This window comes from Patiriisocius sp. 208BN25-11 (assembly GCF_058147145.1).
On record NZ_JBYVJY010000001.1, the window covers coordinates 388,834 to 407,055 of the forward strand.

General features: G+C 34.9%; 22 protein-coding genes. 20 read left to right on the forward strand and 2 right to left on the reverse strand.

Going from position 1 to position 18,222, the window contains the following annotated elements; translation table 11 throughout:
• Positions 1 to 4: 4 nt before the first annotated feature.
• The 10 genes from ACY2RS_RS01920 to ACY2RS_RS01965 all read left to right on the forward strand — a co-directional run bounded on the left by ACY2RS_RS01920 (position 5) and on the right by ACY2RS_RS01965 (position 7,503).
• Positions 5 to 409, forward strand: a complete 405-nt coding sequence (locus tag ACY2RS_RS01920) for an OsmC family protein (protein WP_490096904.1) — start codon at positions 5 to 7, stop codon at positions 407 to 409.
• On the forward strand, positions 406 to 999 hold the full coding sequence (pdxH, locus tag ACY2RS_RS01925) for a pyridoxamine 5'-phosphate oxidase (protein WP_490096905.1): 594 nt from the start codon (positions 406 to 408) through the stop codon (positions 997 to 999). The genes ACY2RS_RS01920 and pdxH overlap by 4 nt, the downstream gene beginning before the upstream one ends.
• A gap of 76 nt (positions 1,000 to 1,075) precedes the next feature.
• A complete protein-coding gene (ccoS, locus tag ACY2RS_RS01930) occupies positions 1,076 to 1,324 on the forward strand; it encodes a cbb3-type cytochrome oxidase assembly protein CcoS (RefSeq protein WP_490096906.1) in 249 nt (82 codons plus the stop codon).
• Between the two features lie 2 nt (positions 1,325 to 1,326).
• Positions 1,327 to 3,531 (forward strand): cytochrome-c oxidase, cbb3-type subunit I, encoded by a 2,205-nt coding sequence (ccoN, locus tag ACY2RS_RS01935; protein ID WP_490096907.1) that lies wholly within the window; start codon positions 1,327 to 1,329, stop codon positions 3,529 to 3,531.
• 3 nt (positions 3,532 to 3,534) lie between these two features.
• On the forward strand, positions 3,535 to 3,732 hold the full coding sequence (locus ACY2RS_RS01940) for a CcoQ/FixQ family Cbb3-type cytochrome c oxidase assembly chaperone (RefSeq protein WP_490096908.1): 198 nt from the start codon (positions 3,535 to 3,537) through the stop codon (positions 3,730 to 3,732).
• Positions 3,729 to 4,712, forward strand: a complete 984-nt coding sequence (locus tag ACY2RS_RS01945; RefSeq protein ID WP_490096909.1) for a cbb3-type cytochrome c oxidase N-terminal domain-containing protein — start codon at positions 3,729 to 3,731, stop codon at positions 4,710 to 4,712. The genes ACY2RS_RS01940 and ACY2RS_RS01945 overlap by 4 nt, the downstream gene beginning before the upstream one ends.
• A gap of 8 nt (positions 4,713 to 4,720) precedes the next feature.
• Entirely contained in the window at positions 4,721 to 6,142 is a 1,422-nt protein-coding gene (gene ccoG / locus ACY2RS_RS01950; RefSeq protein WP_490096910.1) for a cytochrome c oxidase accessory protein CcoG, read from the forward strand.
• A gap of 41 nt (positions 6,143 to 6,183) precedes the next feature.
• Positions 6,184 to 6,630, forward strand: coding sequence for a FixH family protein (locus tag ACY2RS_RS01955; protein ID WP_490096911.1), 447 nt, complete (start codon positions 6,184 to 6,186; stop codon positions 6,628 to 6,630).
• A complete protein-coding gene (locus ACY2RS_RS01960) occupies positions 6,630 to 7,349 on the forward strand; it encodes a sulfite exporter TauE/SafE family protein (protein WP_490096912.1) in 720 nt (239 codons plus the stop codon). Before ACY2RS_RS01955 ends, ACY2RS_RS01960 begins: the two co-directional genes overlap by 1 nt.
• 22 nt (positions 7,350 to 7,371) lie before the next feature.
• Positions 7,372 to 7,503: a hypothetical protein gene (locus ACY2RS_RS01965; RefSeq protein WP_490096913.1), complete on the forward strand. Its 132-nt coding sequence runs from the start codon at positions 7,372 to 7,374 to the stop codon at positions 7,501 to 7,503.
• A gap of 61 nt (positions 7,504 to 7,564) precedes the next feature.
• Here the strand turns inward: ACY2RS_RS01965 and hemN are convergent, their stop codons facing one another.
• A complete protein-coding gene (hemN, locus tag ACY2RS_RS01970; RefSeq protein ID WP_490096914.1) occupies positions 7,565 to 8,929 on the reverse strand; it encodes an oxygen-independent coproporphyrinogen III oxidase in 1,365 nt (454 codons plus the stop codon).
• Between the two features lie 91 nt (positions 8,930 to 9,020).
• Positions 9,021 to 10,130: a LytR/AlgR family response regulator transcription factor gene (locus tag ACY2RS_RS01975; protein WP_490096915.1), complete on the reverse strand. Its 1,110-nt coding sequence runs from the start codon at positions 10,128 to 10,130 to the stop codon at positions 9,021 to 9,023.
• A 233-nt stretch (positions 10,131 to 10,363) separates the two neighbouring features.
• Between ACY2RS_RS01975 and ACY2RS_RS01980 the strand changes: the two genes are divergently transcribed.
• The 10 genes from ACY2RS_RS01980 to ACY2RS_RS02025 all read left to right on the forward strand — a co-directional run bounded on the left by ACY2RS_RS01980 (position 10,364) and on the right by ACY2RS_RS02025 (position 18,187).
• Positions 10,364 to 10,753: a hypothetical protein gene (locus ACY2RS_RS01980; RefSeq protein ID WP_490096916.1), complete on the forward strand. Its 390-nt coding sequence runs from the start codon at positions 10,364 to 10,366 to the stop codon at positions 10,751 to 10,753.
• Positions 10,754 to 10,768: 15 nt separating this feature from the next.
• On the forward strand, positions 10,769 to 11,326 hold the full coding sequence (locus ACY2RS_RS01985; RefSeq protein ID WP_490096917.1) for a YceI family protein: 558 nt from the start codon (positions 10,769 to 10,771) through the stop codon (positions 11,324 to 11,326).
• On the forward strand, positions 11,323 to 11,718 hold the full coding sequence (locus ACY2RS_RS01990) for an OB-fold protein (protein ID WP_490096918.1): 396 nt from the start codon (positions 11,323 to 11,325) through the stop codon (positions 11,716 to 11,718). Before ACY2RS_RS01985 ends, ACY2RS_RS01990 begins: the two co-directional genes overlap by 4 nt.
• Positions 11,719 to 11,728: 10 nt before the next feature.
• Positions 11,729 to 12,580, forward strand: a complete 852-nt coding sequence (locus ACY2RS_RS01995; protein WP_490096919.1) for a DUF5777 family beta-barrel protein — start codon at positions 11,729 to 11,731, stop codon at positions 12,578 to 12,580.
• 7 nt (positions 12,581 to 12,587) lie between these two features.
• The gene (locus tag ACY2RS_RS02000; RefSeq protein WP_490096920.1) at positions 12,588 to 12,842 is read left to right on the forward strand and encodes a hypothetical protein; all 255 of its coding nucleotides are present in this window, start codon (positions 12,588 to 12,590) and stop codon (positions 12,840 to 12,842) included.
• A 198-nt stretch (positions 12,843 to 13,040) separates the two neighbouring features.
• Positions 13,041 to 14,207 (forward strand): hypothetical protein, encoded by a 1,167-nt coding sequence (locus ACY2RS_RS02005; protein WP_490096921.1) that lies wholly within the window; start codon positions 13,041 to 13,043, stop codon positions 14,205 to 14,207.
• Positions 14,208 to 14,321: 114 nt separating this feature from the next.
• Positions 14,322 to 14,765, forward strand: a complete 444-nt coding sequence (locus tag ACY2RS_RS02010; RefSeq protein ID WP_490096922.1) for an OB-fold protein — start codon at positions 14,322 to 14,324, stop codon at positions 14,763 to 14,765.
• Positions 14,762 to 15,307, forward strand: coding sequence for a YceI family protein (locus ACY2RS_RS02015; RefSeq protein ID WP_490096923.1), 546 nt, complete (start codon positions 14,762 to 14,764; stop codon positions 15,305 to 15,307). The genes ACY2RS_RS02010 and ACY2RS_RS02015 overlap by 4 nt, the downstream gene beginning before the upstream one ends.
• On the forward strand, positions 15,297 to 16,193 hold the full coding sequence (locus tag ACY2RS_RS02020; protein WP_490096924.1) for a DUF5777 family beta-barrel protein: 897 nt from the start codon (positions 15,297 to 15,299) through the stop codon (positions 16,191 to 16,193). The genes ACY2RS_RS02015 and ACY2RS_RS02020 overlap by 11 nt, the downstream gene beginning before the upstream one ends.
• Positions 16,194 to 16,486: 293 nt before the next feature.
• Positions 16,487 to 18,187, forward strand: coding sequence for a helix-turn-helix domain-containing protein (locus tag ACY2RS_RS02025; RefSeq protein ID WP_490096925.1), 1,701 nt, complete (start codon positions 16,487 to 16,489; stop codon positions 18,185 to 18,187).
• The last annotated feature ends 35 nt before the right edge of the window (positions 18,188 to 18,222 follow it).

The following is an 18,222-nucleotide window of genomic DNA, read 5'->3' on the forward strand; positions in this document are numbered from 1 at the left end:
AACTATGATTTACAGAACACAAGCAACCTCCGTTTCTGATACGATTGGAAACATTTGTATAAAAGACAACACCTTTGAATTTGGAATAACGTCTAAAGCAGATCATCTAGCCAATCCAGCCGAATTATTTTTAAGTTCCTTAGCTGCGTGCATCCTAAAAAATGTGGATCGATTTTCAAACTTGATGGAGTTCGAATACGTAAAATCAGAAATTAAAATAAGCGCTGTTCGACTTGAAAAGCCACCAAGACTTAATGAAGTTCATTATGCCTTAAAAATCTTCACAAATGATGATAGCTTAAACACTTCATTACTGAAACGAAATATTGAAAAATTTGGCACTATTTTCAATACCATAAAATCTTCTTGCAATATCGTAGGAGAGATTAAAAAAGAACCTGCCATATGAAAGCCCCAAACCCTATACAACTCTTTCATCAATGGTTTTGTCAAGTAAAAGACCACTTCCCAGAAATAGAGGCAAATGCAATGGGACTAACAACAGAAGGAATAGATGGATTTCCAAAAACTAGAATGGTATTATTAAAAGAATATTCCTGGGAAGGGTTTGTCTTTTTTACCCATTACAAAAGTGCGAAAGGAACAGCACTTGCCAAAAACCCAAAAACAAGTATTTCGTTTGATTGGCATAAAGCGGGCAAACAAATTTACATTTCTGGTACTGCAAAAAAAATAAACACCTCACAATCTGAAACCTATTTTGAAACACGACCAAGAAATAGCAAAATAGGTGCTTGGGCATCAAAACAAAGTCAACCTATTCCTTCTAGGCAAGTATTAGAAGAACGTTTCAATAGCTATCAAGAAAAGTTTAAGGACAAGCCCATTCCTAGCCCAAAACACTGGGGTGGGTATGTAATACACCCTACCGAAATGATCTTTGAACATCTTGAAAATTCATTTTTGCATACCACAAAATATGTACTTAAGAACGGAATAGATTGGGAAGAAACTCATTTTTTTAATCCCAAATTATAATTTCTTTTCAAAGCTGACAATTGTCATATTTTAAGAACGACTCCTCGAATACTTTTACCTCATAATTGAAACAGGTATGAGTATTATTTATGTTTTATTGGCGATAAGTGTCCTTGTCGCTATTGCATTTTTTATTGCATTTATTATGTCGGTTAAAAGCGGCCAATATGATGATACGTACACCCCTTCGGTACGTATGCTTTTTGAAGATGAACTTGTAAAAAAAAAGACACCTATTGCTTCGCAAACACCTTCTGAAATAGTAGAGGGTTCTACCAATATTTCTAAAAAATATCCAATCAAATTAAATACAAAAGACGCTTAATTATGGAAGTTGAAAAATTCTATTATGACAACAAAATCGTTCGGAAATTTATTGTAGCCACCATGTTCTGGGGAATTATAGGAATGAGCATCGGTCTGCTCCTAGCCTTTATGTTTTTGTTTCCAAACATGACCGATGGTATTTCATGGCTAAGCTTTGGTCGTTTACGTCCATTGCACACCAACGCAGTAATTTTTGCCTTTGTTGGGAACGCCATTTTTGCAGGGGTCTATTATTCTACCCAACGTTTGCTCAAAGCTAGAATGTGGAAAGACTGGATAAGCAACCTTAATTTTTGGGGTTGGCAAGCCATTATTCTTGGGGCAGCTATAACTCTACCATTAGGTTATACTACTTCAAAAGAATATGCAGAATTAGAGTGGCCCTTCGATATTGCCATTGCGCTTATCTGGGTTGCTTTTGGAGCCAACTTAATTGGGACTATTTTAAAAAGAAGACAACGCCATTTATATGTAGCTATCTGGTTCTATTTAGGAACTTTTGTTACTGTTGCAGTATTGCATATTGTAAATAGTATGGAGCTGCCCGTGAGTGCTTTAAAAAGTTACTCTATGTATGCTGGTGTGCAAGATGCCTTGGTGCAGTGGTGGTACGGTCATAATGCAGTAGCATTTTTCTTAACCACTCCATTCTTGGGCTTAATGTACTATTTTGTACCTAAAGCCGCCAACAGACCTGTCTATTCATATAGGCTTTCAATTGTACACTTTTGGTCATTGATTTTTATTTACATCTGGGCAGGACCCCACCATTTATTGTATTCTTCTTTACCCGATTGGGCTCAAAATTTAGGAGTTGCCTTTTCTGTCATGCTTATTGCACCTTCTTGGGGAGGGATGATCAATGGTCTTTTAACGTTAAGAGGCGCCTGGGATAAGGTACGTACCGATCCTGTTTTAAAATTTATGGTAGTAGCCATTACAGGATATGGTATGGCAACCTTTGAAGGTCCTATGCTATCGCTTAAAAATGTAAATGCTATTGCACACTTTAGTGATTGGGTGATTGCCCATGTGCATGTTGGTGCTCTTGCTTGGAATGGGTTTTTAACCTTTGGTATGATTTACTGGATGGTACCCAAATTATTTAAAACCAAATTATGGTCTACCAAACTAGCAAACATGCACTTTTGGGTAGGTACGTTGGGTATTATTTTATATGCACTTCCTATGTACGTAGCTGGTTTTGTACAAGCATCTATGTGGAAGCAATTTAACCCAGACGGTACCCTAACCTATGGTAATTTCTTAGAAACAGTGAGCGAAATTATACCAATGTACTGGATGCGTGCTATTGGTGGTACCATGTTTATTGTAGGGGCTTTAATAGGAGTGTATAATATTATTATGACTGCTAGAGCTGGTTCAAAAGTTACAGATGAACTGGCAGAATCTGCACCACTAGAAAAAGTAACGAGAAAAAGAACCAAAAAAGAAGGCTACCACACATGGTTAGAAAGAAGACCTGTGAAGCTTACTATTTATGCAACCATTGCTATTCTCATTGGGGGTATGGTACAAATTATACCATCGCTGGTAGTAGATGAATATGTCCCCGTAATATCTAGTGTAAAACCTTATACGCCATTAGAATTAGAAGGACGTGATTTATACATACGTGAAGGCTGTGTAAGCTGTCACTCGCAAATGGTACGCCCTTTTAGAAGTGAGGTTGAGCGCTATGGCGAATACGCAAAAGCTGGAGAGTTTGTATATGATCATCCCTTTTTATGGGGAAGTAAACGTACTGGACCAGACCTTTTACGTATTGGAGGAAAATACAGTGACAACTGGCACCTCAACCATTTTTATGATCCGCAAAGTACCTCGTCAGGTTCTATTATGCCATCGTATAAATGGCTGATTCAAAACGAACTTGACAAGAGTGATACAGAAGCAAAAATGGAAGCCATGCTCACATTAGGAGTACCATACACACAAGAAGAAATTGCAAGCGCTCAAGAATGGATGCTAACACAAGGAACGCAAATAGAAAACAACTTATACAACGATCCTGATTTTGCAAAAACCTATGAGGCAGATAAAAAATATGCTCAAGAAAATGGGCAGGATTTTATTGAAATGCGCAATCGTGAAATTGTGGCACTTATTGCCTACATGCAACGTCTTGGAACAGATATAAAAGTTAAAAACGCAGACGCGTCAGTTTTAAACATAAACGAATAAGTCATGTTAAAATTTATAAAAGGAAACTTAGAAAATATTGAGGGTGTAGCAATCTATCCTATGATTTCATTGCTCATATTCTTCCTCTTTTTTGTAGTCTTATTTTGGTGGGTATTTACTGCAAAAAAAGCACACATCACCGAAGTGAGCAATATCCCATTAAACGACGATACCACTAACGAAAACCAACCACTTTTATGAGAACTACAGCATCAATAATACGTGTGATTGGATTTACACTTTTAGGGTATTTTTTAATAGACACCTTAGGAACTTCAAGTGATGGTTCTGCCTTTGCTGAAACCCCAATGCTTTGGATTGTTTTAGGAGTGGTTATGTTGTTTTACATCGCAGGAGAAATCTGTGTGGCTGCCATACAAAATGTATTGTACAAAACACTTAACCCAGAAGCAAAAGCGAAATATGACGCGGCAAAAGCACTTGAAAAAGAAAACCAATTTAAATGGATAAAAGAAAAATACAAGGCCTCTTTAGGAAGCACCGCTATTGAGGAAGAACATGAAATTATTCTTGACCATAATTACGATGGTATTAAAGAATTAGACAACAAGTTACCACCTTGGTGGGTATACGGTTTTTATGCTACGATCATATTTGCAGTAGTATACTTGGTACGTTTTGAAGTCTTTAATGATTACAACCAAGATGAAGAATATGAAATAGCTGTTGCAGAAGCTAAAATAGAAATAGAAGCCTGGAAAAAAACTGCTAAGAATTTAGTAGATGTAAATACAGTAACCTTGTTAACTGAAACTGCTGATTTAAAAGCTGGGGAACAAATTTTTATTGCCAATTGTGTGGCTTGTCACAAGGCAGATGGTGGTGGCGGTATTGGTCCAAACTTAACAGATGAACATTGGATTCTTGGAGGCGGTATTAAAAATGTATTTAATACTATTTCTGAAGGCGGACGTGATGGAAAAGGAATGGTCTCTTGGAAAAGTGAATTAAAACCACTTGAAATGGCACAAGTTGCAAGTTATCTATTAGGATTTCAAGGAACAACTCCAGCTGAACCTAAAGTTGCTGAAGGTGAAATTTGGGTGGATCCTGATGCTATAGAAGAACCTGTGGAAGAAGAAAACATGAAAGAAGAAAACATGAAAGAAGAGAACCTAGAAAAAGAAGCGGAAAAGGAAGAGACTGCTAAAATTAAGTAGCGCAAAAAATGGCAGAACAAGGACAAGAGAATTTTAGAGACACTATTGGCACCCTTAATGAAGAAGGGAAACGAGCATGGGTGTTTCCGAAAAAACCAAAAGGCAAATGGTACGAGTATCGTAAATATGTAAGCTATGGTTTGCTTATTTTCTTATTGTCTGCTCCATTTTTAAAGATTGGCGGCAACCAGTTTTTAATGTTCAACGTCTTAGAACGCCGCTTCTCTATTTTTGGATTTCCATTTTGGCCGCAAGACTTACACCTCTTTGTAATTATGATGATTATAGGAGTGGTATTTGTCATCTTATTTACGGTAGCTTTTGGGAGGCTCTTTTGTGGATGGATTTGTCCGCAAACCATTTTTATGGAGCTCGTTTTTAGACGTATAGAATATTGGATAGATGGCGACCGAGGAAAACAAATACGCCTTTCTAAAATGCCATGGAATGCAGAGAAAATCAAAAAAAGAGTCTTAAAATGGATTATCTTTTTTATTATTTCATTTGTTATTGCCAACGTGTTCCTTGCCTATTTAATTGGAAGCGATCAGCTCTTGAGATACATCATTGAAGGACCTTTAAAACATACAAGTACCTTAGTATCGCTACTCATCTTTACAGGTGTGTTCTATTTTGTGTTTGCATGGTTTAGAGAACAGGTATGTATTATAGCTTGTCCTTATGGCAGGTTACAAGGCGTTTTATTAGATAACAAATCGATTGTAGTTGCATACGACCACAAACGAGGAGAAAAAGAAGCTGGGCGCGCAAAATTCAAAAAAAATGAAGATAGACCCACTACAGGAAAAGGAGATTGCATAGACTGTTTTGCTTGTGTACATGTATGTCCTACAGGTATAGACATACGAAATGGAACCCAATTAGAATGTGTGAACTGTACGGCTTGTATCGACGCATGTGATCATATGATGGAAGCTGTTAATCTTCCTAAAGGGCTCATTCGATATGCTAGTGAGGATAATATTGAAAAACAGGAAAAATTCAAATTTACACCACGTTTAAAAGGGTATACTGCGGTGTTAGGAATCTTAATTGCTGTACTTATTGGGATGCTATTTCTACGAAATGATGTAGAAGCTCGTATTCTTAGATTGCCGGGACAACTCTACGAACATAAAGCAGATAATATCATTAGTAATGTCTATACCTACAAACTTGTCAATAAGACGGTAGATGATATTGACAACATTCATTTTAAACTCTTGTCGCATTCAGGTACAATAACATTGGTGTCTCATGAATATTTTAACATCGAACAACAAGGACTGGCAGAAGGAACACTCTTTATAGAAATAAATGCAAGTGCCTTAACAGGTGATAAGGACAGATTAGAAATTGGTGTCTACAGTGGTGATCAACTTATTGAAACCACCACCACCGCTTTTTTAGGTCCAAGAAGTTATAAATAGAAACATGAATACAAATAGCCGCCGACTTTTCGGAACATCTTATGAAAATTAATTGGGGAACTGGAATTGTAATAGGAATGGCTTTGTTTATAGGTTTCATACTCTATTTTGTGATAAAAATGAGTACAGACAAGCAATACAGTCATGATCTTGTTACTGAAGAATATTATGCCAAAGAAATGGTCTATCAAAATGAAATAGATGCAGAAACAAACACCAACAATCTCTCAGAAAAAATGGTGAGTAAAAAAGCAACAGAGGGTTGGCAACTAATATTTCCGAAGACATTAGACTTTCAAAAAATAAAAGGGAACGTGTTCCTATACAGACCTTCCAATAAACAACTAGATTTCGATGTACCCATCGAGCTTTCTAGTTCAAATTTGCTCATACCTGACGAACGTTTGTTGGAAGGTCGCTGGAACATTATTGTAGAATGGACCTATGAAGGAACCTCATTTATGTACAAAGAACAAATACTATATTAATGCTCTGGTCTGCCCTCATATTTGGACTTCTAGGTAGTTTTCACTGTGTGGGAATGTGTGGTCCTATTGCATTTTTACTTCCTGTAGATAGAAGTAATTCGTTTAGAAAAGTGTTTCAGATTTTTTTGTATCACTTCGGAAGAATTCTTGCCTATGCGAGTATGGGGCTACTTTTTGGGATTATTGGAAAAGGGATTTCCATATTTGGAGTGCAACAACAGCTCTCTATTGTCATTGGAACCTTAATGGTGTTGATCGTCTTATTTCCGAAGAAAATAGTACAGAAATTTAGTATCGCTACTCCTATTTTTAGAGTGATTTCAACATTAAAATCATCGCTCGGAGCCCAGCTTAAAAAGAAAACAGCAGACACCTTTTTTACCATTGGGTTTCTCAATGGTTTTTTACCCTGCGGCTTGGTCTATATTGCCGTATTTGCAGCCATTGCCATAGGAAATCCTGTAGAAGGAAGTATCTATATGGCACTCTTTGGATTGGGTACCATTCCGTTAATGACCACCGCTATTTATTTGGGAAGCATCTTAACGGCTACTGTAAAATCTAGAATACGTAAAACAGTACCCGTATTTGTGGTTTTATTTGGATGTCTCTTTATACTTAGAGGTCTAGGGTTGGGAATTCCATACCTATCGCCAAAGCCAAGGGTAGCAGAGGTTACCTCAAATCACAGTTGCCATACACCAACAAACCAAGAATAATACAAACTCAAAATATTATATTATGATACTACAAAACATAGCACTTGTAAACTGGGGAATGGGTACCACAATTATTGTCATTTTTGGCGTTTTCTGCGTGGCAATTTCACTTATTATTTACAGCATGACTCAAAGTGGTAAAAAGAAAGAATAAAAAAAGGGAAGCTACAATTTCAATGCTTCCCTTTTCCATTTAAATAACCAACAATTCAAACTTATATAGTCATTGAAAAAACCTGAGTCTCTGGCTTCTTTTGGTATAATTTTAAATCAAAAGCCATGCATATGTTACGCACAAAGGGTCTTCCTTTTTCGGTGATTTTCATGCCATCTGGAAGCATTATGATGAGTCCATCTGCTTCGGTTTCTTTTAATTGTTCTTGTATGATAGGTAACGCTTCGAGCTTCATATCCGGCGTCTCCCACGATGTTTCAAATCGACACATTAAATTAAGAATATGTTTACGTACAATTTGATCTTCTTCTGTTAAAATATGACCTCTAAATACAGGAATAATATCTTTACTTACCAGGTCTTGATAAGCCTCAACCCCTTTTTCATTTTGAGCAAAAGCATTCCAACTATCACTTATCGCAGAGGCTCCTAAACCAATCATAACGGCTGTTTTTGCATTGGTATAGCCCATAAAATTTCTATGAATGGTTTTATGTTGTAAGGCTTTGTATAAGCTATCTGAAGATAAGGCAAAGTGGTCCATACCAATTTCTACATAGCCTGCCTCTAGCAATAACTGTTTACCTAACTCATACATGGCTCTTTTTTCTTGGGCAGTAGGCAGATCGGCTTCTTTAAAACCACGTTGTCCATTTCCTTTTATCCAAGGCACATGCGCATAACTATAAAAAGCAATTCGGTCTGGACGTAATACTTTTGTCTGCGCTATTGTCTCGGCAACATGAGCTTTTGTTTGAAATGGGAGTCCAAAAATAATGTCGTGACCAACAGAGGTATAGCCAAGATTTCGAGCTGTTGTAGTTGCTTTGATAACGTTTGCTATGGGTTGCACACGATGAATCGCTTTTTGAACCGTTTCATTGTAGTCTTGCACTCCGTAACTTACCCTCGAAAAACCGAAATCAGCAAGAATTTCTAGATGTTCTCTGGTCGTATTGTTAGGGTGCCCTTCAAAACTAAACTCGTATTCAGGTGCTTTAACTACTCTTCTAAAAAAGCCTTCCAAAAGCATTTTTAGGTTTTCTGGACTATAAAAAGTTGGTGTACCTCCTCCTAAATGTAGCTCTTTTACAATGGGTTTTTTACCAAAAAGTGCTACATATAAATCGAGTTCTTTTAAAATACTTTTTAGATAGGGAATTTCAACACTATGATTTTTGGTAATGCGTTTATGGCAGCCACAAAATGTACACAAGCTCTCACAAAAAGGTAAATGGATGTATACGCTTATCCCTTCGGAAATATTCGTTTTCTCAAACGTTCTTATAAGGTTTTCTTTCCAGGATTTTAAAGAAAAAGATCTGTTATCCCAATACGGAACTGTTGGATAGCTTGTATATCTGGGTCCCGCAACATTATATTTTTGAATTAATGATGTACACATGTGCTATAATTTTATAGCACAAATGTAGGAGTCCGTTTTATGGAGAAAAATGATATAAATCAGGAGTTCATAAAAACCCAAAAGAGTTCACCTAAAGATTCAACCACTTCTTAAACTCGGCAGCTTTGTTTTTGCTAATAATAATGTCAGTTTCTACTTCTGCATGAAGCAAAATCTTGAGCTGATTATTACCATATCGTACAATCTTGTCAATGGCAGAAATAGCAATAATGAACTGTCGGTTGGCCCTAAAGAAATAAGCATCATCTAGATTTGCAAACAATTCATCTAAACTCACATTGGTGGTAGAACGCTTACCGTCTTCACAAACCACATAGGTAATGGTATTTTCGGTGTAGACATAGGCAATATCTTTTGTAGCAACGGGTAGCAATTCGTGTCTCAAATAGGTGAGAATTCTCTTTTTAGTGGCATTTTCTGGATCATCTTCATCTTGCGCTGGTGTATCAATCACTTTTTGTTGATAGGATCCTACGGCACTATTTAGCTTCGAAATATTAATAATCTCATCTGAGAGTTTTTCATTCTTGATCTCTAGTTTTTTCTCATAACTACTCCCAATAAGTCGAACAATTACTACAGACAACAGAATAAACAAAAAGCCCATGACAAGTAGTATATTCTGGAAATTACTTCGTAGTTTATTGATCTGTTGTGAAATCTTATGCGTGTTTGCATGCGCGCCTACAATCCAATCTGAGTTTTTTACGGGGTGTAAATACACCACTTCGGAGGTATTATCATTTTCTTCTCCACTAGCCTCTTTGGCATCTTCCCGTTGTTTGATAAATGTGTAAAAATCTTCAGAAGTAACATTGTCCTGAACCGACGAAACAAAGGATTCTTCGGTACTAATAGATCGATCTATTTGCTTAACATCTGGATGACACACTACTTTTCCAGACCAATCAAAGACACTTATAAAACTAGCATCTAGGTTTGAGTTTTCGATACTTTGTTGCGTATTGATAATGGTTACCTCTTTTGAAATCCCATTCTCTAATTGACTCCCAATAAAAAAAGCTACCTGTCTCGCTTCACGTTTACTAGATTCTAATTGTGTCTCTAGCACTTTGTCTACAGCAGCGTTCACAAAATATTGAATCGCTACACTTGATATAATTAAAAATATCAAAGACAGTGATAATAAGGTTAACAAATAAAGCTTATCTTTTCGCATGGTCTTTTTAAAAGATGTAAATATAAATATTTTAAAATGCTATGTTATGGTACGTCATTTCAATTGTTCAGAAAGCGTATTATTCAAGGCTAATATTTCGCCATTACAGCCAAAAATTCCCTTTCACTCATATTTATTTATTAAAATCAACTGAATTTCAATTACTTTGTATTGCGACTAGAAAAAGTCAATTTCAAAAAAAATAAAACAATAAAAACAAAACAATAGCTACTATGAAAACAAAAATTTTAGTACTTGCCACCCTTTTAAGCATTACAACCTTTAGTTGTACCTATGACAGCGAAGACGATTTCATGGAACCCATTGAAGACCCTAATAATGGTGGCAATAATGGAAATGGAGGAAGTACCGTAAATTATGTAAATAATGTCCAACCCATCATGCAAGCAAGTTGTGTGAGTTGTCACGCAAGTCCGCCAGTCAATGGAGCACCCTTCTCACTGGTTACCTTCGACCAAGTAAGTCAGAGAGCCAATGGAATTTTAAATGCCATGAGCAGACAAAGTGGTGCTGCAGGAGCAATGCCTCCTTCTGGAAGATTACCACAAGGAACTATAGACATCATTCAACAGTGGATTGACGCTGGAAAACCAGAAAATTAATAAAACAACCTAATTATGAAAAAAATACATCCCATACTGCTATTGTTAGCAATCGCACTTTTCTCTGTGAGCATGAACGCTCAAGAGAAATACATCGATAAAAGCGGCATCATTAATTTTGAAGCCTCTGAAGAAACCTTCGAACCTGTAAAAGCTAAAAACGAATCGGTCACAGCTATTTTAAATACTGCTAAAAATGAAATTGCTGCACTAGCACTCATGAAAAGTTTTAGGTTTAAAAACTCTTTAATGGAAGAGCATTTCAATGAAAACTACATAGAATCTGAAACCTACCCAAAAGCTACGTTTAGAGGAAAGTTAGTAGATTTTGATAGTGCCAGCCTAACTGAAAGTGACACTAAAACGAATGTAGAAGGCGTACTCAAATTACACGGAAAAGAAAAACAAATCAACACCACACTCCAAGTTAAAAAAGTGGGAGATGACATACATTTAAAAGGTTCTTTTACCGTAACACCTCAAGATTTTGATATAGAAATTCCGAGTGTTGTACGAAACAAAATTGCAAAAGAAATCATCATTACATTAGATTTTAAACTAGGTAAGAAATGAAAAAATCTCACAAACTAGGCATCGTCTTTTTCTTAGCAGCAGTGATAACTGGAGGGCTGGTTTACAACTATGTATTCTTAGGCGAGCATAGAGACATCGCCTCAGAAAAAGCAACAGCAACCATCACAGCAACAACATTGCACACCGAGTTTTCTGAAAACGAAAAAGAAGCAACGCTCAACTACCTCGATAAGGTATTAGAGATCGACGGACGTATCACCGACATAGAAACAGATGCTCTTATTTTAGACGATAAAATACAGGTACAAGTTTCTTCAGAAATATTAGTTACCCAAGAAAAAGGAGCATCCGTAAAAGTAAAAGGAAGATGCGTAGGATATGACGAACTCCTTGAAATGGTAAAAATTGATCAAGCAACACTAACAAACTAAAAAAACAAACATGAAATATATAAGTATATTATTATTCTTACTTCCAGCATTATTGCTTTCACAAGAGGACGATGATCTGTTATCAGAAATAGACACCGAAATAGAAAACGATTACAAAAGCGCGGCCTTTAAAGGATTAAAGGTGGTCAATTTTAACTCTACAAAAATGATCTCTTCTCAAGAAATCTACTTTGTTGTTTCGCACAGATTCGGATCTCTAGAAACAGGAATCAAAGACTTTTTTGGTCTTGATCAAGCAGTTACACGATTGAACCTCATCTATGGAGTTACAGATGCCATTAACATTGGACTCTCAAGAAGTTCTTTCAGAAAAACCTATGAGTCATCTCTAAAAATTAGATTGGTTAGAGAAAAAGAAGGTGGATCTCCAGTCACCATTGTAAGTTCTAATCACATATTATTAAACACCTCTTTGGACGAGGACATTTTACCAGGTTTAGAATTTGTGAATAGATTAGGATATACAGTACAATTCTTGATTTCTAAAAAATTCAACAAAAACTTTTCGCTACAATTGATGCCTACCTTTTTCCACGACAACTATGTAGATGTGGACGAACAACACAACTCGCAATATGCAATTGGATTTGGTGGAAGACACAAACTCACCAAACGATTGTCATTAAACATGGACTACGGATGGCATTTAAACAGAGCTTCAAATTCACCCTATAAAAATCCGCTTTCTATTGGAGTAGATTTAGAAACAGGTGGTCATGTATTTCAACTCCATTTAACAAATGCGCAACCTATGAACACTAATGGGTTTTTAGGACAAGGATCTGGAGATTGGACCGAAGGTGATATTTTCTTTGGGTTTAACTTATCAAGAGTATTTTAAAAAAAGGATGGTTTATACAGCAAGAATAGAAGTACAAGACTCATTTTGTGATAGGTGCTCAAAAGGAATTAAGAAAGAATTGCAACGTATCAATGAAGTTAAAAACATTCATCTATACCCAAAAGATGCGTTGATCACTTTTAACTTTCTGAAAGCAAATCATCTTTCTACGGTACTAAATCTTCTTTCTGAAATTGGATACCCTGAAAAAGGTGAACGAACCCCACAAAAAACTACATCGTCTCGCCCCTGCGATTGTTAATATTGTTTTTGTTTTATTTTGAGGAGGAAAAAGGGTGTTCTTAGGAGCACCTTTTTTTTATTGCAAAAATCTCACATAAGTGTCGACACAAAACATTCCCTTTTAAACCCATTTTTTCCTCTTAACCCAGTTTTGTAGTTCCTAAGCCCTTTAATCATAAGAGATTTGCATCATTATTAATTTTAAAAAAAAATAACAATGAAATTTTTTATGCCTTTATTTTTATGTCTGTTTATTATGAGCTGTAGCTCTGATGACGACACCACGACACCAGTTAATCCAGAAGTTTTTAATTCGGTACGACTTAGTTCAAATGCTACTTTTGGAAACGTACTTACCAATGCCGATGGATTTACACTTTACTTTTTTGCACCCGATGCTAAAGGAGATGCAACCTGTTTAGGAGGATGCGCTGCAGCTTGGCCAGCATTTTTCTCAGAAAATTTAACCTTAGATGCTGGATTAGATGCGTCAGATTTTGCCACAATTACTAGAAGCGATGGTCAAAACCAAACAACGTATAAAGGATGGCCACTATATACTTTTGCGAATGACACACAAGCCGGACAGATTAATGGTGATGGTTCTGGAGGCGTTTGGTTTGTTGGAAAACCAGATTACGATATCATGCTCGTAAAAACACAATTAGTTGGAAGAGATAGCAACGGAGTAGAAACCAATTTAAACAGCGACTTCGAACCTGGTGATGAAGAAACATTTTATATTACCGACGATCGGGGAAACACGCTATATCATTTTATAAACGATACAAACGCTACAAACAACTTCACAGCAGACGATTTTTCTAATAATGGTGTATGGCCCATTTTTCATACCGATGTTGAAAATGTACCGAGTACTATCAATAGCAATGGATTTGGAGTGATTGACGTTTTTGGACGCCAACAATTAACCTACAAAGGATGGCCACTATACAAATTTGGAGGAGATGAAAACAGAGGAGATAATTTTGGGGTAGGATTTCCACAAGCAGGTGTTTGGCCGATTTTAAATCAAGATACCGAAATTGCACCCGAAGGAAATGAAGCACCAGATCGAGTATTTGAAGTTACAAACCAAGGAGCTGCTGCGTATCTTTTCGAATTCACATCAGAACCGAACCCAACACTTACACTAATTAGAGGGAATAGTTACGAGTTTAACATCAATGCACCTGGGCATCCTTTTATTATCAAGTCGGTGCAAGGAACTGGAACAGGAAATGCATATAACGATGGTGTATCTAACAATGGTGCAGCCACTGGAACCATCACATTTGAGGTGCCAGCAGACGCTCCAGACACCTTATTTTATAACTGTGAGTTTCACGGAGTAATGACAGGAACAATTAACATAATTAATTAGAGGAGGTTAATTAGGTTTGTTTTTGTTTTTCAATCCTCAAAGAAGTAAAACGCTTTGAGGATTATTTTATATAACATTCTAAATAGAATTAAAAGAGTATGTAATTTTGTAGGTATGCAGTCACTAACTACTTTCTTTAAAAATAGTACGGTATTAAATATAGCTAGCGTATGCTTAGGTATGTTTTTGTCTGTAAGCATGTTGAGCTGCCAAAAAAGTGTTGACCTTAAAGTTTCCGAAGAAAAAACCTTTAAAGAATTTAAGGTAGAAACCCTTATTGAAGAAATTACTGCCGATACGAGCGATTACACGGAACAAATTATTTTGGTGGAAGGAAGTATTAAAGACATTAATACTTTAAACAACCGCAATACCATTATTTTAAAAAGTACCACAAATAAACGTATGTCTATCTTATGCGATATGCAAGAAAATCAAGCCATCATCCTTGATAGTCTTAGCATAGGAGAAACTATTTCAATTAAAGGTATTTTAAAAGGCTCTTTGAACGATATAATTCTACTAAATTGCATTATCGCAAACGAATTGAACAAATGAATAAACTAATTTTTGTATTGTTCTTGTGCGTACACCTAAGTCTCGCACAAAAAACTGAAAAAGTGATTACTCCCCAGGGACACATCTCTTTTTTCTCTTACACTTCTGTTGAAAACATAAAAGCAGAAAACAATCAAGTGCTAAGCATCATTGATCTAAGCGATGGAAGTATTGCGATAAGCATGCTTATGAATACCTTTATTTTTGAGAAAGCTTTAATGAAAGAACATTTCAATGAAAGCTATATCGAATCAGATTTGTATCCTACCGCTACTTTTGAAGGCACTATTCTGAAATTTGATCCAACCATAGAAGGGAAGCAAATTAAAATGATTGAAGGCGAGTTTAAAATGCACGGGGTTACGAAAAATCTTGAAATAAAAGCAATGATCGAAAATAAGAAAGGTACCTATGCCATCACTGGAACTTTTGAAACATTCGTTAAAGATTACAATATTAATATACCCCCATTATTGGCAGGAAATATTGCGAAAAGCATTGAAGTGAATTTTAATTTTGAATACCAGCCTTATGAAAACTAAAAAATTCATCTTCACAGCTGCACTGCTCCTTGGAAGCATTCATTTTTCGTATTCTCAAGATCTTTTAGACATTCTAAAAGAAAAGCAAAAAGACACTTTAGGATATGTAACGCCAGCCTTTAAAATGACACGTATTGCTTTTGGTCATTCTACCGAAGTGCGTACTAAAAATGTCCTAGAACTAGTCACCTCAACCCGCTTTTGGAATACTCCAGCAGAACGATCTCAAAGTTTTGCTGCCGATAAAATGAGTACCAGAATAGCCTTAGAATATGGTATTACAGATCGCTTATCTGCAGGGGTTGGAGGCACCACTTTTGATGGACTTTTTGATGGCTATTTAAAATACAAACTATTTTCACAAAAAAAGGGGAAGAATAGATCTCCATTTAACATAACGCTTTTTCAAAATGTGAGTTATAATAGCAGTGGTATTCCAAATCCAGCTATTGCTGATGACACTTCAGATCGACTCGCTTTTACATCACAAGTGTTAGTCTCAAGGAAAATTTCTCCAAAATTTTCGGTGCAAGTGGCACCAAGTTTTGTTCGCAAGCGTCTTTTCTTATCTGAAGAAGACCCAGAAAACATTTTTGCTGTGGGTATTGGAGCGCGCTATAAATTAGGACCGCACCTATCGGTGATGTCCGAATATTATGCTGTAGCAAATCCAGTCACCTCTTTTGATACCTATGGCCCTTTTGCTATAGGAGCCAATTGGGAACTTGGAGATATATTGCTACAATTTATGCTCACCAATGCATTGCCTATGGTAGAAGATGCTTTTATTACACAAACGCGTAATAATTTCAATTTCAGAAACCCGAACCTTAATTTTGGGTTTAATGCTACCTATGTATTTCACTTTGAAAATAAATTAAAATAATAAGCATAGCCAAATAATAGTTTAAAAAGCGATGTTGTATTGGTTTTATTAAAAAAAATTATTTGTACAAAATTTAGGATTATTTTAAAACATCAATTATAAACTACATTGATGCTGTTCTAACTAAAGAAAGTCAATTAGAATTTTCCTCATAAGACTAGCCTGTCTTTTTCTTACAATTTTCATCAATTATTTGATGCTAATTTTAGTAGCGTAATAGTTACTCCCCATATATAGATTTTTACAATATTTTTTTTAATGCATGACCTACATTAAATATGCTCACCAAACTCATGAAGAAGAATTACTTATACTTTTTTTTATTCACTAACCTCTTATTCTCTCAAGATAATAAAACGCAAATTTCTTATAAAGATTCTATCAAAACATATCAATTTACAGATACTTCAAAAGCAATTTTTTTTGCAAATTCGAACTTAAGTCAAATTGATCAAAAAGCAACTATTATTGAGAAATTTGAAAGTCTTAATCTAATTTTTAAAATCTATTATAACAACATCATTTTTAAAAATAAAAATGATCTGATACCAAAAGCAATAAGACAAATTGAAATTTTAGAAGCTTTCGCCAAAAAACATAAACTAAAGAAAGAATTAGCAGAAATTTATTACCAAAAATCTAATGTCATTTTAGCGAAAAATTCAAAAGAAGAAATCTATGAAATATATCAATGGCTTTACTCGTCCATAGAACTAGCAAAAGAAATAAACGATTATCCACTTGAATTAAAAGCGCAAACTAGTCTCCTCAATCTAAAAATGATGGGAGATAATTTCTTAGAGGTGATTAATGAACTTAACATATTGCAAATAGAAATCAAACGAAAAAAAGTTGACATCTTATTTACTCCTAAAATTAAGTTTGAATATTTAAGTTGGGTCTATAACAATTTAATTAAAAATTACTTAGACATAAAAAATACTGAACTAGCTGAAATCTATAATGAAGAACTTCATAATCATTTTCGTAGCACTTCCGTTTCGCACTTTAAAAGTTCTAGTAGTCAAAAACGCTTTATGCATTTTTACAATAAAAATAAAGGCGAAATTCACTTTGTAAAAAATGAATTTGATGATGCCGAAAAATACTTTAAGAAATGTGTTGCAAACAAAATAGCAAACCACAATATTAGTCTTGATAGTATTCGATTATTAGGTAAGGTAGCTTGTATGAAGCAGGAATATGAGAATGCAATTGCATTTTTAAAACCTTATGAAGATATTAATTCTGATGTGTCACTTAATGATTTATACCACACAAAAGATGAAATTAAATACTTGGGGTTATCTTATAAGGGACTTTCTAAATACAAAAAAGCAAATTTTTTTCTTGAAAAATATATTGAATTAATATCTATTAATAACATTTATAAGGACAGTATTAATTCTAGCATTAAAAACATGGAAATCAATGCAATGCATGATAGGATTAATGAAATTAAAAGTTTGGCTTTTAAAAAAAACATTTCAAATATTTTTATAATATTAATTTCGTTTCTGATTACAACTAGCTTGATTTATTATTTTTCTGAATCGAAAAAAAAGAAACAAAAACACGAAGAGTTACTAAAAAAACAGATCGTAAAACCAATACCCAAAAACAGTTTTACAATTAGTGATTCAGAAATACAACGAGTACTATCAAAATTGAAACAATTAGAATTAAAAGAATTTTACTTAAAGCAAAATTGCACATTAATAAACACTGCTAAATCAATTAAAACAAACACAAGCTACCTTTCTAAAATTGTAAATATTTACTTTGAAAAAACTTTTAATTCGTATATAAATGAATTAAGAATTAACTATGTATTAGCAAAGCTAAAAAATGACTCCAAATTTAGAAAATACACTATTAAATCTATTGCTAATGATGTAGGCTTTAGAAGTACAGAATCATTTAATTATAATTTTAAAAAACAAACTGGTATTTTACCATCAAATTATATTAAGAAGATAGATAAGATGCTTTAGGGCCATTAGTTATTAAAAAAAGTAATGCAGCATTT